At 56.2% G+C, this 17,507-nt stretch carries 20 protein-coding genes; 7 read left to right on the forward strand and 13 right to left on the reverse strand.

Annotated elements, in window-relative coordinates:
* Nucleotides 1-5: 5 nt before the first annotated feature.
* The 4 genes from OWK27_RS03865 to OWK27_RS03880 form a co-directional block, all read right to left on the reverse strand.
* On the reverse strand, nucleotides 6-329 hold the full coding sequence (locus OWK27_RS03865) for a DMT family transporter (protein ID WP_148419341.1): 324 nt from the start codon (nucleotides 327-329) through the stop codon (nucleotides 6-8).
* A 14-nt stretch (nucleotides 330-343) separates the two neighbouring features.
* Nucleotides 344-682, reverse strand: coding sequence for a DMT family transporter (locus OWK27_RS03870; RefSeq protein WP_267589869.1), 339 nt, complete (start codon nucleotides 680-682; stop codon nucleotides 344-346).
* A gap of 113 nt (nucleotides 683-795) precedes the next feature.
* On the reverse strand, nucleotides 796-1,599 hold the full coding sequence (locus OWK27_RS03875; RefSeq protein WP_267589870.1) for a PhzF family phenazine biosynthesis protein: 804 nt from the start codon (nucleotides 1,597-1,599) through the stop codon (nucleotides 796-798).
* Entirely contained in the window at nucleotides 1,589-2,257 is a 669-nt protein-coding gene (locus OWK27_RS03880) for a helix-turn-helix transcriptional regulator (RefSeq protein WP_148419337.1), read from the reverse strand. The genes OWK27_RS03875 and OWK27_RS03880 overlap by 11 nt, the downstream gene beginning before the upstream one ends.
* A gap of 220 nt (nucleotides 2,258-2,477) precedes the next feature.
* Here OWK27_RS03880 and OWK27_RS03885 point away from each other — a divergent pair, with 220 nt between their 5' ends.
* A complete protein-coding gene (locus tag OWK27_RS03885) occupies nucleotides 2,478-2,834 on the forward strand; it encodes a hypothetical protein (RefSeq protein WP_252004864.1) in 357 nt (118 codons plus the stop codon).
* Nucleotides 2,835-2,887: 53 nt separating this feature from the next.
* On the opposite strand, the gene OWK27_RS03890 is transcribed toward OWK27_RS03885, so the two are convergent.
* From OWK27_RS03890 to OWK27_RS03910, 5 genes are all read right to left on the reverse strand, one after another.
* Nucleotides 2,888-3,253 (reverse strand): hypothetical protein, encoded by a 366-nt coding sequence (locus tag OWK27_RS03890; protein ID WP_148419333.1) that lies wholly within the window; start codon nucleotides 3,251-3,253, stop codon nucleotides 2,888-2,890.
* Between the two features lie 433 nt (nucleotides 3,254-3,686).
* Nucleotides 3,687-4,019, reverse strand: a complete 333-nt coding sequence (locus OWK27_RS03895; RefSeq protein ID WP_252004863.1) for an SMR family transporter — start codon at nucleotides 4,017-4,019, stop codon at nucleotides 3,687-3,689.
* A 185-nt stretch (nucleotides 4,020-4,204) separates the two neighbouring features.
* On the reverse strand, nucleotides 4,205-4,627 hold the full coding sequence (locus tag OWK27_RS03900; RefSeq protein ID WP_252004862.1) for a DUF2000 domain-containing protein: 423 nt from the start codon (nucleotides 4,625-4,627) through the stop codon (nucleotides 4,205-4,207).
* Nucleotides 4,628-4,647: 20 nt separating this feature from the next.
* Nucleotides 4,648-5,952 (reverse strand): branched-chain amino acid transport system II carrier protein, encoded by a 1,305-nt coding sequence (gene brnQ, locus OWK27_RS03905; protein ID WP_252004861.1) that lies wholly within the window; start codon nucleotides 5,950-5,952, stop codon nucleotides 4,648-4,650.
* Nucleotides 5,953-6,045: 93 nt separating this feature from the next.
* Complete coding sequence (locus OWK27_RS03910) at nucleotides 6,046-6,237, reverse strand: hypothetical protein (RefSeq protein ID WP_148419325.1); 192 nt, start codon at nucleotides 6,235-6,237, stop codon at nucleotides 6,046-6,048.
* Nucleotides 6,238-6,560: 323 nt separating this feature from the next.
* Between OWK27_RS03910 and OWK27_RS03915 the strand changes: the two genes are divergently transcribed.
* Complete coding sequence (locus OWK27_RS03915; protein WP_148419323.1) at nucleotides 6,561-7,013, forward strand: SgcJ/EcaC family oxidoreductase; 453 nt, start codon at nucleotides 6,561-6,563, stop codon at nucleotides 7,011-7,013.
* 278 nt (nucleotides 7,014-7,291) lie between these two features.
* Here OWK27_RS03915 and betA read toward each other — a convergent pair whose 3' ends face one another.
* Genes betA through betI form a run of 3 tightly spaced genes read right to left on the reverse strand, consistent with a single transcriptional unit; the run spans nucleotide 7,292 to nucleotide 11,043 of the window.
* Nucleotides 7,292-8,956: a choline dehydrogenase gene (gene betA / locus OWK27_RS03920; RefSeq protein WP_252004860.1), complete on the reverse strand. Its 1,665-nt coding sequence runs from the start codon at nucleotides 8,954-8,956 to the stop codon at nucleotides 7,292-7,294.
* Nucleotides 8,957-8,969: 13 nt separating this feature from the next.
* The gene (betB, locus tag OWK27_RS03925) at nucleotides 8,970-10,442 is read right to left on the reverse strand and encodes a betaine-aldehyde dehydrogenase (protein WP_267589871.1); all 1,473 of its coding nucleotides are present in this window, start codon (nucleotides 10,440-10,442) and stop codon (nucleotides 8,970-8,972) included.
* A 13-nt stretch (nucleotides 10,443-10,455) separates the two neighbouring features.
* A complete protein-coding gene (betI, locus tag OWK27_RS03930) occupies nucleotides 10,456-11,043 on the reverse strand; it encodes a transcriptional regulator BetI (RefSeq protein ID WP_023334836.1) in 588 nt (195 codons plus the stop codon).
* Between the two features lie 128 nt (nucleotides 11,044-11,171).
* On the opposite strand from betI, the gene betT reads away from it, so the two are divergent.
* The 5 genes from betT (at nucleotide 11,172) to OWK27_RS03955 (ending at nucleotide 16,875) form a co-directional block, all read left to right on the forward strand.
* Nucleotides 11,172-13,205, forward strand: a complete 2,034-nt coding sequence (gene betT, locus OWK27_RS03935; RefSeq protein ID WP_252004858.1) for a choline BCCT transporter BetT — start codon at nucleotides 11,172-11,174, stop codon at nucleotides 13,203-13,205.
* Nucleotides 13,206-13,464: 259 nt separating this feature from the next.
* Nucleotides 13,465-14,376 carry a metal ABC transporter substrate-binding protein gene (locus OWK27_RS03940; RefSeq protein ID WP_176610939.1) on the forward strand — a complete coding sequence of 304 codons (912 nt, stop codon included), beginning with the start codon at nucleotides 13,465-13,467 and terminating at the stop codon, nucleotides 14,374-14,376.
* A 2-nt stretch (nucleotides 14,377-14,378) separates the two neighbouring features.
* The gene (locus OWK27_RS03945; protein WP_193355989.1) at nucleotides 14,379-15,185 is read left to right on the forward strand and encodes a manganese/iron ABC transporter ATP-binding protein; all 807 of its coding nucleotides are present in this window, start codon (nucleotides 14,379-14,381) and stop codon (nucleotides 15,183-15,185) included.
* A complete protein-coding gene (gene sitC / locus OWK27_RS03950) occupies nucleotides 15,182-16,039 on the forward strand; it encodes an iron/manganese ABC transporter permease subunit SitC (protein WP_267589872.1) in 858 nt (285 codons plus the stop codon). The genes OWK27_RS03945 and sitC overlap by 4 nt, the downstream gene beginning before the upstream one ends.
* Nucleotides 16,036-16,875 carry a metal ABC transporter permease gene (locus OWK27_RS03955; RefSeq protein ID WP_193355990.1) on the forward strand — a complete coding sequence of 280 codons (840 nt, stop codon included), beginning with the start codon at nucleotides 16,036-16,038 and terminating at the stop codon, nucleotides 16,873-16,875. The genes sitC and OWK27_RS03955 overlap by 4 nt, the downstream gene beginning before the upstream one ends.
* On the opposite strand, the gene entD is transcribed toward OWK27_RS03955, so the two are convergent.
* Nucleotides 16,811-17,500, reverse strand: coding sequence for an enterobactin synthase subunit EntD (gene entD / locus OWK27_RS03960; protein WP_267589873.1), 690 nt, complete (start codon nucleotides 17,498-17,500; stop codon nucleotides 16,811-16,813). The two genes, OWK27_RS03955 and entD, sit on opposite strands and share 65 nt — an antisense overlap.
* Nucleotides 17,501-17,507: the final 7 nt, after the last annotated feature.

The raw sequence follows: 17,507 nt of genomic DNA on the forward strand, positions 1-17,507 counted from the left end.
TCCTGTTAAAAGGCGACGATCGCCAGCCCGGTCACGATGCAGCCAATCCCGATCTTTTCCAGAATGCTGCTTTTTAATTGATAAAAAATGCCGCTCATCACGGTTATCATCACAATCCCCAGCCCCGCCCAGACGGAATAGGCGACGACAGGTGAAATATATCCCATAAGCATTGACAGAGAATAAAAAGAAATAGCGTAGCAAGCCATGCAGTGAATGGTTAATGGAATATTTTTAAAATGTCTGGTCTCCGGGAGTAATAGCGTGCCGGTGACTTCCATCGTGACGGAAATAATCAGCCAGAAAAGGCAGTTCAGAATAATATACATTTTTAATTGCAGTGTTATTTGTTTTGCTTGATCGCCAGGTTCAGAATAATGGTTCCCGCGATGACCATCCCCAGGCCCACCCATGCCCTCTGGGACACCGCATAGTCAAAGCAGCGGTATTGTATAGCGGTAATGCTGAATAAACCGACCGCTGACCAGATGGCATAGGCCACGCCGATATGAATCCGGCGTAATGCAATCGATAAAAAATAATAACTTACGCCGTAGCTTATTACCGCAGATAACCCCACTACGGGGCGCTGAAAACTGTTTGATAACGATAATATGGTTGTGGCGATAACTTCAATGGATACTGCAGCCAGCAGGGCAGCAGCGCTTTTCGTTAACGTCATTAAATAAATCTCACACTGTTAAATAAAATATAAGCGTGTTTACTGGTGTAAAAATGCGGAACAGCCGCTCGACTGAACTGTTTCACCCGCGTTTAGGCTTCACATCCGTGTGCTTACAGAATAAAGGTTCCTTCAATCATCAGGCACGCTTTGCCCGAGAGTTCGATACGCCCGTTATCCTTAACGTGGCAAATCAGTTCGCCTTTACGGCTTCCGCCCTGTTGCGCGCGTAACCTCTTCTTCGAGAGTTTTTCACTCCACAGCGGTGCCAGAAAGGTGTGAGCCGAACCCGTCACCGGATCTTCATTTACCCCCACCTGAGGGCCGAACCAGCGTGAGCGAAAATCGAAGGTGCGTGAGGCGGCAGTGACCACCACACCGCGCGCGTTAAACTTTTCCAGTGCGGAAAAATCCGGCTTCAGGGCATCCAGCCTGTCCTCATCGTCGATAACGACAATAAGATCGGACGCCAGCCAGGTTTCACCGGCGTTTTCCTCCAGCCCAAGCGCCTTAAACAACCCTTCCGGGGCGGTAATCCGGGACGGGATCGCCTGGGGGAAATCGAGCGTGTATTGCCCATCGTGCGAGGTCACGGTCAGCTCGCCGCTGCGGGTGAAGAAACGCACGCTGTTGCAGGCGTCGTCACGGCTAAAGAGAACGCTCGCGGCGGCAAGCGTCGCATGGCCGCAGAGATCCACCTCTACCGCGGGGGTGAACCAGCGAAGCGCGAAGCCGTCATCCTGTGGAACCACAAACGCGGTCTCGGAAAGGTTGTTTTCGGTAGCGATGCGCTGGAGAACAAGCTCCTCCGGCCAGGCGTCCAGCAGGCAGACGGCCGCGGGATTCCCCGTAAAGGGGCCGTCAGAGAAGGCGTCTACCTGGTAAAACGGGATGCGCCGGGGACTGTTATTTTTCACCCATCACCTCAAGATCGTTATAAACCGTATAGCGGGTCACGCCCAGGGCCTGCGCCGCGTGCTGGACGCCACCCCGCATTTTGAAAATGCCTTTAGCGTGCATTTCAGCGACTATTTTAAGCCGCTGCGCTTTCTGTACCTTTTTGCCCGGGACCGAATGTTTATCGATGATTTCCTGGATTGACTGCTCGATGATGCCCCCCAGGTTCATATCCTGCGGGTCTGAATCGGGAAGTGGGCCGCCCGTTATAGCGTCGAGGCACTTGCGCATTTGATCGTAAGGCGAGGTATCGATATTGATGCAAAAGGCCATCAGCGGTACCCCTTCCTCACTATAGTAAATTGTCGAGGCGCTGTTGAGGGTCCGTCCGGACGCCGTGACGGTTTTATAATTTTTTACCGTTACCGGGGTGCTGTCCTCGCTTTTTTTAAGCAACAGGGCAAATCCTTTGTCTTTTTCAGGACCGGATAAAAGATTGTCACCCGCTTTTCTGCCGCTGACGTGCCCGTTGACAATCTTTATTACGGACCGATCGGGCGTGGTGAGGTTGTGCAGGACTATCTCCTGGTTCGCCGACAGCGTACCTGCAAGAGCTTCCATTGCCGCTTCCAGCGGCCCGGAAATCAGTTCAATCTGTTTTGCGTAATCTGATTTCATCGTTGTTCCTGTATGTTCTGCATGGTCAGATGTCCTGTTTAAATCCTCGCTACTTTCCTTACCCGGCCTTTTGCCGCAAGCGAGAGTCCTGGTAGCGTTAAAGTATATCGATAGTGTTTAATTATCAACAAAAAGTTGATAAAGGTGGCGTGTGCGGGTACATTTTATGCCGAACCAACCGGTTGAATTGACCGTAACTGCTTAATGCTCAAAGGATAAAATGAAATTTTTAACTGTGATTGTGGCCGTAACGCTCCTCACGGCATGCCAGCTGGTGCGTCCTTTTGGCGATGCGACCACCTATAAACCTTTTACCGTTTCATCGCATCCCGGTCTGGACGGACGATATCACTGTATGCGAAGCGCGCTCGGCGCCGAAGGCTACGAGGTGGAGTACATCTTCCCCGAGCGGGACACGCCTAACTTTTTTGATATCTCTGAGGGGAACCGGCTGATTGCCCAGGTTGATATGACGCATACCACAGGGGCCAACTTTCTGGATATTACGCTTATCTCGGGGTCAAAGCAGACCAATGAAGAGCTTGGCCGGGTAATTGCACCCTGCGTCAGCAGATGAGCATTCATTTTATAATAAAGCCTCTGGTGGAAGAGGCTCAGGCGATCGTATTTTCAACGGTTTTGCAGGGCATGGCGCGTTTTGCCGTGAGGGCAAGACTTGAAAATACATCGGGTTGTTGACGTACAATAAGGATTTTCCGGTTCTCTGTCCCCGGGGCAGCTGGACATATTGTGCATTACCCGCCAGAGGGTCGGACTATATTTATCAATCTGGATAATGTTCACCGAGCGCAATTGCCCGGAAACGACAAAACCGTTGTTACTAACCTTAATTTTATCACCCGGTTTGATAAGATAGTCGCCCTTATACCAGAGCAGATATTTATGATTATGTTGTGTAACTATTTTAGTGAAAAACGTTCCAGTAATAGGGCTGACAATAGTCCCTAACGAAATCCATAATTTTGTTGTTTCCACTCATTTACCTTTTTAACAAATGATATACTCTTTGAAAGCAGTTTAGCTACCTCCGGTAAGAGTACATAATAGTTATTGCCTATCCATCGGGCTAACGCTGATATGCATCTAATAAATCTTCTGTCAAATATATCGGCACTAATTTACATTAATAAAACTTAACGTTGAAATTTTCACAAATTCATCTGCACGTTGTTGATGTCGGAAGATAAATATTCAAATACCGTGCGGTAGCGCGGCTAATGCACATCCCAGAGAGACAGCACTTCCTCAACGTTTCTTACCCCATCACGAAAAAAATTAACATGACGCTTTTCGATATAAAGAATTTCAAGCGTTAGCAGGAGAACGAGAAACACAGCGAAACAGATTAAAAGATTTTTGATCATAAATTGTACCGGTGACTTGAAATCTGAAGCGATAGAGCAACTCTTCAGTGTCCTGCCGTTTTCGAAAACAGATTTATCACCACCACGCCGGCAATAATAAGAGCCATTCCTGCCACGGCAGCTATATCCAGCTTTTGGCCATATATAATCCATCCCGCAAGGCTAATCAGCACGATTCCGGCTCCTGACCATATCGCATAGATAATTCCCGTGGGTATTGTTCTCATCGGTATGGTTAACGACCAGAACGCCGCAATATAGAAAATCACGGTTATAAGGGAAGGCCATAAACGAGTAAAACTGTCGGATAATTTTAATGCAGTTGTCGCAATAACTTCACATACTATTGATAATAAAAGAAAAACGTAGCTATTCATTCAGGTGCCTGCTTCACATTACTCCGGTTTATCCAATCGGGTAAGAAAATTCTATCAACATTAAGTTGTAATTTAAACTCAATGTTTAATTTTGTGTGAGCCAGCGCACCCTGTCAGGTGCGCAAAATGCCGATTCACAGCGTGACGGTGGGGAGGGGGGAAGAAGATATGATGCGGAAAAGGTATCAGGCCTGCCGAAACACGGAGAATTTTTTTGTGATGGGCGCAATTGTTTCTGCATCCCCATAAAGCGCAATGGCCACAAACTCCAGCTCTTCCAGGGAGGCGGCTTTGGTTGCCTGGATCTGGGCTTCAGAGGACTTACCCAGCATCGTGGTGGTAAAGAAGTTAAGCATTATCCCCGCTTCCTGACACTTCAGCGCCGCTGTCTTAAGCTGATTGCTGTTTTTTGCCTGTAGGATGACAACCGGATAATGGCTAAGGTAAGCATTCAGATGACTTTCATCGTTTGGGTAATCATGAAAGAGCACGTCATCCGCCTTTCGCATGATCCCGGCGGCCAGATGGGCGGTGGCATTCAGAAGCAGTGCCGGATCCTGCGTGCGGTTAACAATGATATAGAGTTTTTTTTGATTATCTTCAAACATCTCGATTCCTCAATGTCCTGTTAACAGGCTTGTTGTTTATGCCGTATACGGTCAATAACGAACGTTAACGAAAGTGTGCCAGCGGCAGGCAGCAGCCAGGCTAGCCCCTGACCGTGAAGCGGCATCCTGCTGCACAGCGCGTTCAGCCACAATGGTCCCCCCACGGCGTTAAGCGCGTCTGCCAGACCAAAAAGAAAGGTGACAAATGCCGCAGGCACAATCACCAGCCTTGCAGAGCGGAATAATGCCCGTAAGAAAAAGGTCAGAATAAGCACGATAAATACCGGATAAATCGCCGTCAAAATCGGTACAGATAAGGCGATTAGCTGAGTCAGCCCGATATTGGATATCAGCATGGAGGCGATGGAAAAAAACCAGATACAGGTTCGATAGCTGAAGCGGGTGCGATCGCTGAACCAGGCACCACAGGCAGACGTCAGCCCGATAGCCGTGACCAGGCAGGCAAGGGTCATCAGCACGCCCAGAAACAGGTCTCCGGCAGGTCCATAGCTGTAATGCACATAGGCGCTGAGCACCTGGGCTCCATTTGTTGCGCCTTCAGTCAGCCCGCTGCTGCTCAGCCCAAGACGGAACAAGCCTGCATAGACCACCATCAGCCCCACGCCTGCAATCAGCCCGGAATACAAGGCGTATCGGGTGATAAGGCCGGGAGAGGTGACGCCTCGGGACTGGATGGCTCTGACAATTACCAAACCAAAGACCAGAGCTGCCAGCGTATCCATCGTCAGATAGCCATTGGTGATGCCCTGAGAAAAGGGCGAAGTGGCGTATAGCCCCTGCGGCGGCATCGGAGCGCCTGCCGGGACGAGTATGGCTGTGAACGTCAGTACCAGCAGGGCGATGATTTTCAGGGGGGATAAAAACTTCCCTACGGTATCGAGAAGGCGTCCTGGAGAAAGCGATACCAGAATCACCAGGCTGAAGAAGAGAACGCTCCACAGGGCCAACCCGCTTTTACTCAAATGATAATGCTGCAATGCCAGTTCGTACGAGACGGTGGCGGTACGTGGAATAGCGAAGATCGGCCCGATACAGAGATAACAGGTAACGGTCAGTGCCAGACTGCAGAGGCGCCCCGTTGGGCTGGTGATGGCCGAAAGCGATCCGCCTGCTTTCGCCATGGCAATCGCGGTAAGAACCGGCAATCCGACACCCGTAATCAAAAATCCCGTTGCGGCATACCAGATTGAGGTTCCCGCCTGTAAGCCGATTAAGGGGGGGAAAATGATGTTACCCGCCCCGACAAACAGCGCGAAGTTAAGAAAACCCAGGATAAAAATGTCTCTGACGCGAAAAGTTGTCATGCGGTTGTCTTCATTCTCATTACAGGACGAACCACGTACGGGAGTCATTCATTATAAAACACCGCCTGAAACCGTACGTGCCTGCCGGGGGGATTAATGGCGTCCGTGATGGCCATGATGGCCATGAAAATCATGCCAGCCGTGCGCGCGGGAGGATTCATGGTGCCAGGGATGATGATCCGAACGATGGTGCTCGGTTGAGTGATGTTCCCCGATTACGCAGCCGCTGAGTAGCAGGCTCAGGATAATAAGGGAGACGTTCAGACATAACTTACTGTTCAGCATAGTGCGATCCTCTCAATAGCGCCTGGCGAGTAGGAGGCAATGATATTGCTTAAACAAAAAGTTGTATTTTCAACATTTGTTGTTTGTTGAAATTAACGGTAACAAAATAATTCAGCCTGTAAGCGCTCATGAATATTGCATTACAATTTAACTTCATGTTTTTAATGTGTTTTTATTGAAGCGGGTTAACGCGGCAGTAGAAATATCCGCCATTTATCGTCATTTTGTAAAAATCGTAATAATAAGTAATGGATATTGTCACGCAGCGGGATAATCGGGATAGTGCGCTTCACAGGAACAAAACCACATAAGGAAAATGGTTTATGAAAAAGTTAGTCTCTCTTACTGTACTTCTCGGCCTTGCCTCGTCTTCTGCTTTTGCCGCGACCGCGCCCGACTGCGTAAAAGCTGATAATCAGCAAATTGAAGCGCTCTTTGATAAATGGAATGCCTCGCTTCAGACGGGGGATGCCCATAAGGTTGCGGAGAATTACCTGAGTGATGCGGTTCTGCTGCCGACAATTTCGAATCAGGTCCGGCTGACCGACCAGGAGCGCGTGGATTACTTCCAGGATTTTCTGAAGAAGAAGCCGTTCGGCAAAATAGATACCCGCACCATTCGTCTGGGCTGCAATAAAGCCATTGATACGGGTACGTATACCTTTACCTTCGCCGATAAATCGTCAGTGACGGCACGCTATACCTTCACCTATGCGTGGGACGGAAAAGCGTGGAAAATTTCCTCTCACCACTCCTCCGCAATGCCGGAAGGATAAGATCTGTCCCCTCTCTCTTTGGGGCTGAGGAGTTCCCAGTAATTTTTTACCGGAAGCGATGAATGTTGCTTCAGGAAAATGAATAACTTACAGCGGCGCCCTGGCACGTTCACAAGTCATGCCGTTACAGAGTAGCAAGGAACATAAAGTGAACGGAATTACCTCAACAGCCATATGTTCCCCCTCACCCCAGCCCTCTCCCTCAAGGGAGAGGGGGTCCTCCGTGCAGGCATTATTTTATGGGGATCCCTCAACCCTTTGGGGAGAGGGTGAACCACTCAGCGTCTTACCGGCGCGCCGTTCGCCACATAATACGCCGCCGTACTCTTCGCCAGCGGCTCGCGCCCGCGGATCGCGTCGGCAATCTTCTCACCAATCATGATGGTAGTGGCGTTCAGGTTGCCGGTAATAATCTGCGGCATAATCGACGCATCCACCACGCGTAGTCCCTCCAGCCCGTGAACGCGGCCTTCGCCGTCGACCACCGCCATCTCGTCGTAACCCATCCTGCAGGTGCCGCACGGGTGGAAAGCGGTTTCGGCGTGATTACGCACAAACTCGTCCAGCTGTTCATCCGTCTGGCAGTCGATGCCCGGGCTGATTTCGCGACCGCGGAACTTGTCCAGCGCGGGCTGGTGCATGATTTCGCGGGTGATGCGGATCGCGTCGCGGAACTCCTGCCAGTCCTGCTCGTGGGACATATAGTTGAACAGGATCGCCGGATGCTGGTGCGGATCGCGCGACGTGATGCGCACGTGCCCGCGGCTCGGCGAGCGCATGGAGCCGACGTGGCACTGGAAGCCGTGCTCCTTCACCGCGTTTGAGCCGTTGTAGTTAATCGCCACCGGCAGGAAGTGGTACTGAATGTTCGGCCACTCGAACTCCTCGCGGCTGCGGATAAACCCGCCCGCTTCGAAGTGGTTGCTCGCACCCACCCCGGTGCCGCCAAACAGCCACTCCGCGCCAATCTTCGGCTGGTTCCACCACTGCAGGGCAGGGTAGAGGGAGACCGGCTCTTTACATTCATACTGAAGGTACATCTCCAGGTGATCCTGCAGGTTTTCGCCCACGCCGGGTAAATCATGCACCAGCGGGATATCAAACTGCTTAAGCAGTTCGGCGTTACCCACGCCGGAACGCTGGAGGATCTGCGGAGAGGCAATGGCGCCGGCGCACAGCAGCACCTCTTTTTTCGCCGTCGCGTTGGACGGGATGGTGCTTTCGCCCTCCAGCCACTCGACGCCCACCGCGCGCTTGCCGTCAAAAAGAATGCGATCGGTCATGGCGTGGGTGCGGATGGTCAGGTTCGGGCGCGGTTTCGCCTGGTCAAGATAGCCGCGCGCGGTGCTGGCGCGTCGGCCCTGAGGCGTGACCGTGCGGTCCATCGGGCCGAAGCCTTCCTGCTGGTAGCCGTTCAGATCGTCGGTGCGCGGATAACCCGCCTGCACGCCCGCTTCCACCATCGCTTCGAACAGCGGGTTTACGCCCGGTTTAGAGGTAGTGACGCTCACCGGACCGTCGCCCCCGTGGTAGTCGTTCGGGCCCACGTCGCGCGTCTCTGCCTTGCGGTAGTAGGGCAGGCAGTTGAGGTAGCTCCAGTGCTCCAGGCCCGGCTCTTTAGCCCAGTTGTCCAGATCCATCGCGTTGCCGCGCACGTAGCACATGCCGTTGATCAGCGAGGAGCCGCCCAGCCCTTTTCCGCGTCCGCACTCCATGCGGCGGTTGTTCATATGCGGCTCAGGCTCGGTTTCATAGGCCCAGTTGTAGCGCTTGCCCTGAAGCGGGAACGCCAGCGCGGCGGGCATCTGGGTGCGGAAGTCAAAGCGATAATCCGGCCCGCCTGCCTCCAGCAGCAGAACGGTGGTGTTCGGATCTTCAGTCAGTCGTGTTGCCAGTACGTTGCCGGCGGAGCCGGCCCCGATAATGATGTAGTCAAATTGCAAATAAACCTCCCGGTTAAAATATGGACTGGAATTTACCCATCTCAACCTGGATGGACTTCACCTGGGTGTAGCTCTGAAGCGTCATGACGCCGTTCTCGCGGCCAATGCCGGAGTGCTTGTAGCCGCCGACCGGCATCTCCGCGGCGGATTCGCCCCAGGTGTTGATCCAGCAGATGCCCGCTTCGAGCTGATGAATGGCGCCGTGCGCGCGGTTCAGATCGGCAGTGACGATGCCCGCCGCCAGGCCGTAGTCGGTGTCGTTGGCGCGGCGAATGGCTTCTTCATCGGACGCGTAGGTGAGGATAGACATCACCGGGCCGAAGATCTCTTCGCGCACGATGGTCATCTCGTCGGTGCAGTCGGTGAAAACGGTCGGGGCGACCCACGCGCCGTTGTCAAAGCCGTCGCCCTTCAGCACGTCGCCGCCGCAAAGCACGCGCGCGCCTTCCTCTTTGCCTTTGGCGATGTAGCGCATCACGCTGTCGCGGTGATGGAAGCTGACCATCGGGCCAAAGTTGGTGTTTTCATCGAACAGATCGCCCGCGCGGATGCGGCCCATGCGCTCAGCGATTTTCTGCTCAAACGCGGCCTTATATTTCTCGGGCACGAACACGCGGGTGCCGTTGGTGCACACCTGGCCGGAGCTGAAGAAATTGGCCATCATGGCGATGTCTGCCGCGAGATCCAGATCCGCGTCGTCAAACACAATCAGCGGGGATTTGCCGCCGAGCTCCATCGTTACCTCTTTCAGGGACGAGGCCGCCGAGTTGGCCATCACCTTTTTGCCGCTGGCGACGCCGCCGGTGAAGGAAACTTTGGCAATCCCCGGATGTTCGGTCAGGAACTGGCCGGTTTCCGCGCCCACGCCCGGCAGGACGTTAAACACGCCGTCCGGCAGGCCCGCTTCGGTGTAGATCTCGGCAAGCTTAAGCGCGGTGAGCGGGGTGACCTCGCTCGGCTTGAAGATCATGGCGTTGCCCGCCGCCAGCGCCGGCGCGGATTTCCACAGGGCGATCTGGATCGGGTAGTTCCACGCGCCGATGCCCGCCACCACGCCCAGCGGCTCGCGGCGGGTGTACACGAACGAGGTGTCGCGCAGCGGGATTTGGCTGCCTTCCAGCGCCGGGATCAGCCCTGCGTAGTACTCCAGCACGTCCGCGCCGGTGACGATATCAACGGTCGAGGTTTCCGAATACGCTTTACCGGTGTCGAGGGTTTCAAGCTTTGCCAGCTCGTCGTTGCGCTCGCGCAGGATATCGACGGCGCGACGCAGGATGCGAGAGCGCTCCATGGCGGTCATCGCCGCCCAGATTTTTTGCCCGCGCGTCGCGCTTTCCACGGCGCGGTCGACGTCTTCGCGCCCGGCGGCCTGCACGGTCGCCAGAACTTCACCGTTAGCCGGGTTAATGGTCTCGAAGGTGCGACCGCTGGTGGCGGATACATAACCACCATTTATATAAAGCTGCTGTTCTGCCATTCGGGACATAATTTCTCCTCGGTTATTCGGTCGGTAAATGCTGGCTGATAAAGTGGCTGGTGAGCGATTGCGCCAGGGTTTTGTCCAGCGGTTTGCCGCTTAACGCCGCGCGCAGCCATAGCCCGTCGATGAGGGCGGCCAGCCCGTAGCCCGCCTCCTCAGCCTGTTCACGCGGCAGCTCCCGGCGGAATTCGTACACCAGATTTGAGAGCAGCCGGCGGCTGCTGACCTGCTGCAGGCGGTAGAGCATCGGCTGATGCATGCTGCTCGCCCAGAAGGCCAGCCAGGCCTTCATCGCCGCGCCGCTCACCTGGGTTTCATCAAAATTGCCGCCAACAATCGCCTGTAATCGCTGCTCTGCGCTGCCGTTGGGCAGGGCGCGTAAGCGGCTTAAAACCGCATCGCGCAGCTGGCCGGTGATGTCGCGCATGGTCGCTTCCAGCAGGCCGTTTTTATCTTTGAAGTAATGACTGATGATCCCCGTGGAAACGCCCGCCCGACGGGCGATCTGCGCGATGGTTGCGTCATGCATTCCCACTTCATTAATTGCTTCCAGCGTGGCGTCGATTAGCTGCCTGCGCCGGATCGGCTGCATCCCCACTTTGGGCATTTTTGCCACTCCATTCATCAGCGTTGGTAATACATTAAAGCGGTTTTTGATTGGACGTTCAATATAAAATGTGTCTTAATTGTTGCGATTTTGGATTTTAATGGTTACAAAAACAGTGGGGATACTGGATGACAGACCTTTCACAAGACAGAGAAAAAGACAAAATCAATCCGGTTGTTTTTTACACTTCCGCCGGGCTGATTTTGTTGTTTTCCCTGACGACGATCTTCTTTAGCGATTTTTCTGCCGAGTGGATTGGCCGCACCCTGAACTGGGTGTCGAAGACCTTCGGCTGGTACTACCTTCTGGCGGCGACGCTCTATATTGTCTTCGTGGTCTGCATAGCCTGCTCGCGCTTCGGCTCGGTGAAGCTCGGGCCAGAGCAGTCCAAGCCCGAGTTCAGCCTGCTGAGCTGGGCGGCGATGCTGTTTGCCGCCGGTATCGGCATCGACCTGATGTTCTTCTCCGTGGCGGAGCCGGTCACGCAGTATATGCAGCCGCCGGAAGGGGCAGGGCAGACGATGGAGGCCGCGCGCCAGGCAATGGTCTGGACGCTGTTCCACTACGGCTTAACCGGCTGGTCGATGTACGCCCTGATGGGCATGGCGCTCGGATACTTTAGCTATCGTTATAATTTGCCGCTTACCATTCGCTCCGCCCTGTACCCGATTTTCGGTAAAAAGATCAATGGCCCGATTGGTCACAGCGTGGATATCGCGGCGGTGATCGGCACCATCTTCGGTATCGCCACCACGCTCGGGATTGGCGTGGTGCAGCTCAACTACGGGCTGAGCGTGCTGTTTAATATCCCGGATTCGATGGCGGCAAAGGCGGCGCTGATTGCGCTCTCCGTCATTATCGCCACCATTTCAGTGACGTCGGGCGTGGATAAAGGCATTCGCGTGCTCTCCGAGCTGAACGTGGCGCTGGCGCTTGGGCTGATCCTGTTTGTGCTGTTTATGGGCGACACCTCTTTCCTGCTCAATGCCTTAGTGCTGAACGTGGGGGACTACGTGAACCGCTTTATGGGCATGACGCTGAACAGCTTCGCCTTTGACCGCCCGGTGGAGTGGATGAACAACTGGACGCTGTTCTTCTGGGCGTGGTGGGTGGCGTGGTCGCCGTTTGTTGGCCTGTTCCTGGCGCGTATTTCGCGCGGGCGCACCATTCGCCAGTTCGTGATGGGCACGCTGATTATCCCGTTCACCTTTACGCTGCTGTGGCTGTCGGTGTTCGGCAACAGCGCGCTGCACGAGATCATCCACGGCAATGCGACCTTCGCGCAGGAAGCGATGGTGCACCCGGAGCGCGGCTTCTACAGCCTGCTGGCGCAGTATCCGGCGTTTACCTTTAGTGCCTCCGTGGCGACCATTACCGGGCTACTGTTCTACGTCACCTCGGCGGATTCCGGCGCGCTGGTGCTGGGCAACTTCACCTCGAAGCTGAAGGATATTAACAGCGACGCCCCAAACTGGCTGCGCATCTTCTGGTCCGTTGCCATCGGCCTGCTGACGCTCGGCATGCTGATGACCAACGGGATCTCGGCGCTGCAGAACACCACGGTGATCATGGGGCTGCCGTTCAGCTTCGTCATCTTCTTCGTGATGGCCGGGCTGTATAAATCGCTCAAGGTGGAAGATTACCGCCGCGAAAGCGCCAGCCGCGACACCGCGCCGCGTCCGATGGGCGCCCAGGACCGTCTGAGCTGGAAGAAACGCCTGTCGCGCCTGATGAATTATCCCGGCACGCGCTATACCAGCCAGATGATGGAGACGGTCTGCTTCCCGGCGATGGAGGAAGTAGCCCAGGAGCTGCGCCTGCGCGGTGCCTACGTCGAGCTGAAAAACCTGCCGCCGGAAGAGGGCGAGACCCTTGGGCACCTGGATCTGCTGGTGCACATGGGCGACGAGCAGAACTTTGTCTATCAGATCTGGCCGCAGCAGTATTCCGTGCCCGGGTTTACCTACCGCGCGCGCAGCGGCAAATCGACCTACTACCGGCTGGAGACCTTCCTGCTGGAAGGCAGCCAGGGGAATGATTTGATGGACTACAGCAAGGAGCAGGTGATTACGGACATTCTGGACCAGTATGAACGACACCTGAACTTTATCCATCTGCACCGGGAAGCGCCGGGGAATAGCGTGATGTTCCCGGATGTTTGAGTGATGTACAGAGGCATTTGCCGTCGCCCTCATGCCGGGCGGCGGCGATGCCTCACCCGGCCTGCAAATTCAGCTTATCGCGGGCCTGATAAGCGAAGCGCCTTCAGGCGCAGTTTGGCCTCTTCCGTCCAGTATTTCTCCTGACCCTTCATTGACACAACTTTAATGATAACCATTTTCATTTAAATATAGCCTGTGCTATACCTTATAGCACGGGCTAATTTTGCTTTGAATTTAACCATATCAGGAGACTTCTGCGATGCACCCACGGCAAGGATTGAAGCGTCTGTTACTCGGCGCGCTGCTTATGACCGCGACCACCACCGGCGCGCTGGCGGCCGAAAAGTTCCGGGTTATCACCACCTTTACCGTCATCGCGGATATGGCGAAAAACGTGGCGGGTGACGCCGCGGAAGTGACCTCTATCACCAAGCCGGGCGCGGAAATTCACGAGTATCAGCCCACGCCGGGCGATATCAAACGCGCGCAGAAGGCGCAGCTGATCCTGGCGAACGGCATGAACCTGGAGCTGTGGTTCCAGCGCTTTTATCAGCACCTGAACGGCGTACCGGAGGTGATTGTCACCAAAGGCATTACGCCGATGGGGATCAGCGAAGGGCCCTATAACGGCAAGCCCAACCCGCACGCGTGGATGTCTCCCGACAACGCCCTGATTTACGTCGATAACATCCGCGACGCGCTGGTGAAGTACGATCCGGCGAATGCGCAGACCTATCAGCGCAACGCTGAAGCCTACAAGCAGAAGATCGTCGCTACCCTTGAGCCGCTGCGCAAGCAGGTGGCGGAGATCCCCGAAGACAAGCGCTGGATGGTGACCAGCGAAGGCGCCTTCTCCTATCTGGCGCGCGATCTGGGCCTGAAGGAGCTTTACCTTTGGCCGATCAACGCCGATCGGCAGGGCACGCCCCAGCAGGTGCGCAAGGTTATCGATCTGGTGAAAAAACACCGCATCCCGGCGGTGTTCAGCGAAAGCACGGTATCGGATAAGCCCGCGCGTCAGGTGGCCCGTGAAACCGATACCCACTACGGCGGCGTGCTGTACGTCGATTCCCTGAGCGCGGAAAACGGCCCTGTGCCGACCTATATCGACCTGCTGAACGTCACGACCCGCACGCTGGTGCAGGGCATCCGTGACGGCATGAAGGAGTAACCATGCACAAGGGGATTGTCGTCACGGACGTGACCGTGACCTACCGCAACGGGCACACGGCGCTGCGCGACGCGTCGTTCAGCGTGCCGGGCGGATCGATTGCCGCCCTGGTGGGGGTGAACGGCTCCGGCAAGTCCACGCTGTTTAAGGCGGTGATGGGCTTCGTGCGGGCGGCGAGCGGCTCCATCACCATTGAGGGGCTGCCGCCTCACCGGGCGCTGCGCCAGAACCTGGTCGCCTACGTCCCGCAGTCGGAAGAGGTTGACTGGTCGTTTCCGGTGCTGGTCGAAGACGTGGTGATGATGGGCCGCTACGGGCATATGGGGTTTCTGCGTCGGCCAAAGGAAAACGATCGGCGGATCGTGACCGAGGCGCTGAAGCGCGTGGATATGCTTGAGCTGCGCCATCGGCAGATTGGCGAGCTGTCCGGCGGGCAGAAAAAGCGCGTGTTTCTGGCTCGCGCTATTGCTCAGGAGGGGGAGGTGATCCTGCTCGACGAGCCGTTTACCGGCGTGGACGTCAAAACCGAAGCCAGAATCATCAGCCTGCTTCGCGAGCTGCGCGACGAGGGCAAAACCATGCTGGTGTCGACCCATAACCTGGGCTCGGTCACGGCGTTTTGCGATTACACGGTGATGGTAAAAGGCACCGTGCTGGCGAGCGGCCCGACGGAAACCACCTTCACCGCCGGGAATCTTGAGCGCGCCTTTAGCGGCGTGCTGCGCCACGTGGTGCTCAGCGGCTCAGAAGACCGCATTATTACCGACGACGAGCGGCCCTTTATTACCCACCGGCAGGAGGCAAAATGAACGCGCTTCTTGAACCCTTCGACTATGAGTACATGCTCAACGCGATGTGGGTGTCGGCGATGGTGGGCGGGCTGTGCGCGTTTCTCTCCTGCTATCTGATGCTTAAGGGCTGGTCGCTGATTGGCGACGCGCTCTCGCACTCCATCGTGCCGGGCGTGGCGGGCGCCTACATGCTCGGGCTGCCGTTCTCGCTGGGGGCGTTCTTGTCCGGCGGGCTGGCGGCGGGCAGCATGCTATTTCTGAACCAGCGCAGCCGCCTGAAAGAAGACGCCATCATCGGGCTGATCTTCTCCTCGTTTTTCGGGCTGGGGCTGTTTATGGTCTCGCTCAACCCGACCTCGGTAAATATTCAGACTATCGTCCTCGGCAATATCCTCGCTATCGCCCCGGAAGATATCGTTCAGCTGGCGATCATCGGCGCGGCGTCGACGATTATCCTGCTGTTCAAATGGAAAGATCTGATGGTGACCTTTTTTGATGAGAACCACGCCCGCGCCATCGGCCTGCGCCCGGCGCGCCTGAAGATCCTGTTCTTTACCCTGCTGGCGGTCTCCACCGTAGCGGCGCTGCAAACCGTCGGGGCATTTCTGGTGATCTGTCTGGTGGTCACGCCCGGCGCGACCGCGTGGCTGCTCACCGACCGCTTCCCGCGCCTGCTGATAATTGCCGTTGCCATTGGCAGCCTCACCAGCTTCCTCGGCGCGTGGGCCAGCTATTACCTGGACGGCGCGACCGGCGGCATTATCGTGGTCGCCCAGACGCTGCTGTTCCTGCTGGCGTTCGTCTTTGCGCCGAAGCACGGGCTGCTCGCCAGCCGCCGTCGGGCGCGTCACGTCCAGGAGGCGCAACCATGATGGCGCTGCTTCTCGAACCCTTCCAGTTTGCGTTCATGAACAACGCGCTGCTGATATCGCTGCTGGTGGCCGTGCCCTGCGCGCTGCTGTCGGTTTTCCTGGTGCTGAAAGGCTGGGCGCTGATGGGTGACGCCATGAGCCACGCGGTATTCCCCGGCGTGGTGCTGGCATGGATGATGGGCCTGCCGCTGGCGCTCGGCGCGTTTGTTGCCGGCCTGTTCTGCGCGGTCGCCACCGGATACCTGAAGGATAACAGCCGCATCAAGCAGGATACGGTGATGGGGATTGTCTTTTCCGGCATGTTTGGCGCCGGGCTGATCCTCTATATCGCCGTCAAACCCGAGGTGCATCTCGACCACATTCTGTTTGGCGATATGCTGGGCATAAACGGGATGGACATTCTGCAAAGCGGCCTCGTCGCGGGGCTGATTGCGCTGGTGATTGGCCTGAAGTGGCGCGACTTCCTGCTGTTCTGCTTTGACGCTCAGCAGGCGCAGGCAAGCGGGCTGCGCGCCCGCTGGCTGCACTACGGCTTACTGTGCATGGTCTCGCTGACCATCGTGGCGACGCTGAAAGCGGTGGGGATTATTCTGTCGATTTCGCTGCTGATTGCGCCCGGTGCGGTTGCGGTGCTGATCGCCCGGCGCTTTCACGCGGCGCTGCTGGTGGCGGTTGCCGTTTCAGCCCTCGTGTCGGTAAGCGGGGTGTATGCGTCGTACTATCTCGACAGCGCGCCCGCGCCGACCATTGTGGTGCTGTTCGCGGTCGTGTTTATCGTGACCTTTGTGGTGACCAGCCTGAAGGCTCGTCGGCAGGAGCGCGCGACAGCAGGGTGATCGCCTGTTCGCCGTGCTGTTGCCAGTGGAGGGTGAAGGCGGCACCTTCGTTAAAGCCCGCCAGCTGACGGGTCAACGCCAGCGTAAGCGTCTTATCGCCGAGCATGGTGACGCGGGCGCTGTCAAAACCCAGACAGGCCTGCACCCGGGGAAAGAGGGCCTTGAACAGGCTCTCTTTGGCGCTGAACGCCAGCGTCAGGGCGAGGGCAAACGGGTATCCCGAACGGGCCAGCACGATTTCTTCCTGCGCATCAATGATGCCGTCTTTTATCTCTCTGGCCTCGTTGTCGGGGAGGATCGTTTCACAATCGATGCCGATAAGGGCCGGGTGTAGCGCGACGACGGCCATGGCCCGCGTGCCGCTGTGGGTGATGCTGCCTGAAATCCCCTGCGGCCAGAGCGGTTCGCCGCTGGGGCCGATGCCGGGGATGGGGTGGCCCGGTAAGGCGTGCGCGGCGGCAATACGGCCCGCCAGGTGCTCGGCCTTGCGTTTGCGTCCGGCGTCAGCGAGCAGCGCGTGATGCGGGAGCCAGAGGAGATCGGCGTCGGTGAAGGTGGTGGGGTCGAAGGTGACGTGGTGGAGGGTGAGGCTGGCGAGCGCGAAGGTGCGGTGGGTGGTGTGCATGGGATTT

This window comes from Enterobacter cloacae complex sp. 2022EL-00788, assembly GCF_026627565.1.
GTDB classification, from domain to species: domain Bacteria; phylum Pseudomonadota; class Gammaproteobacteria; order Enterobacterales; family Enterobacteriaceae; genus Enterobacter; species Enterobacter pasteurii.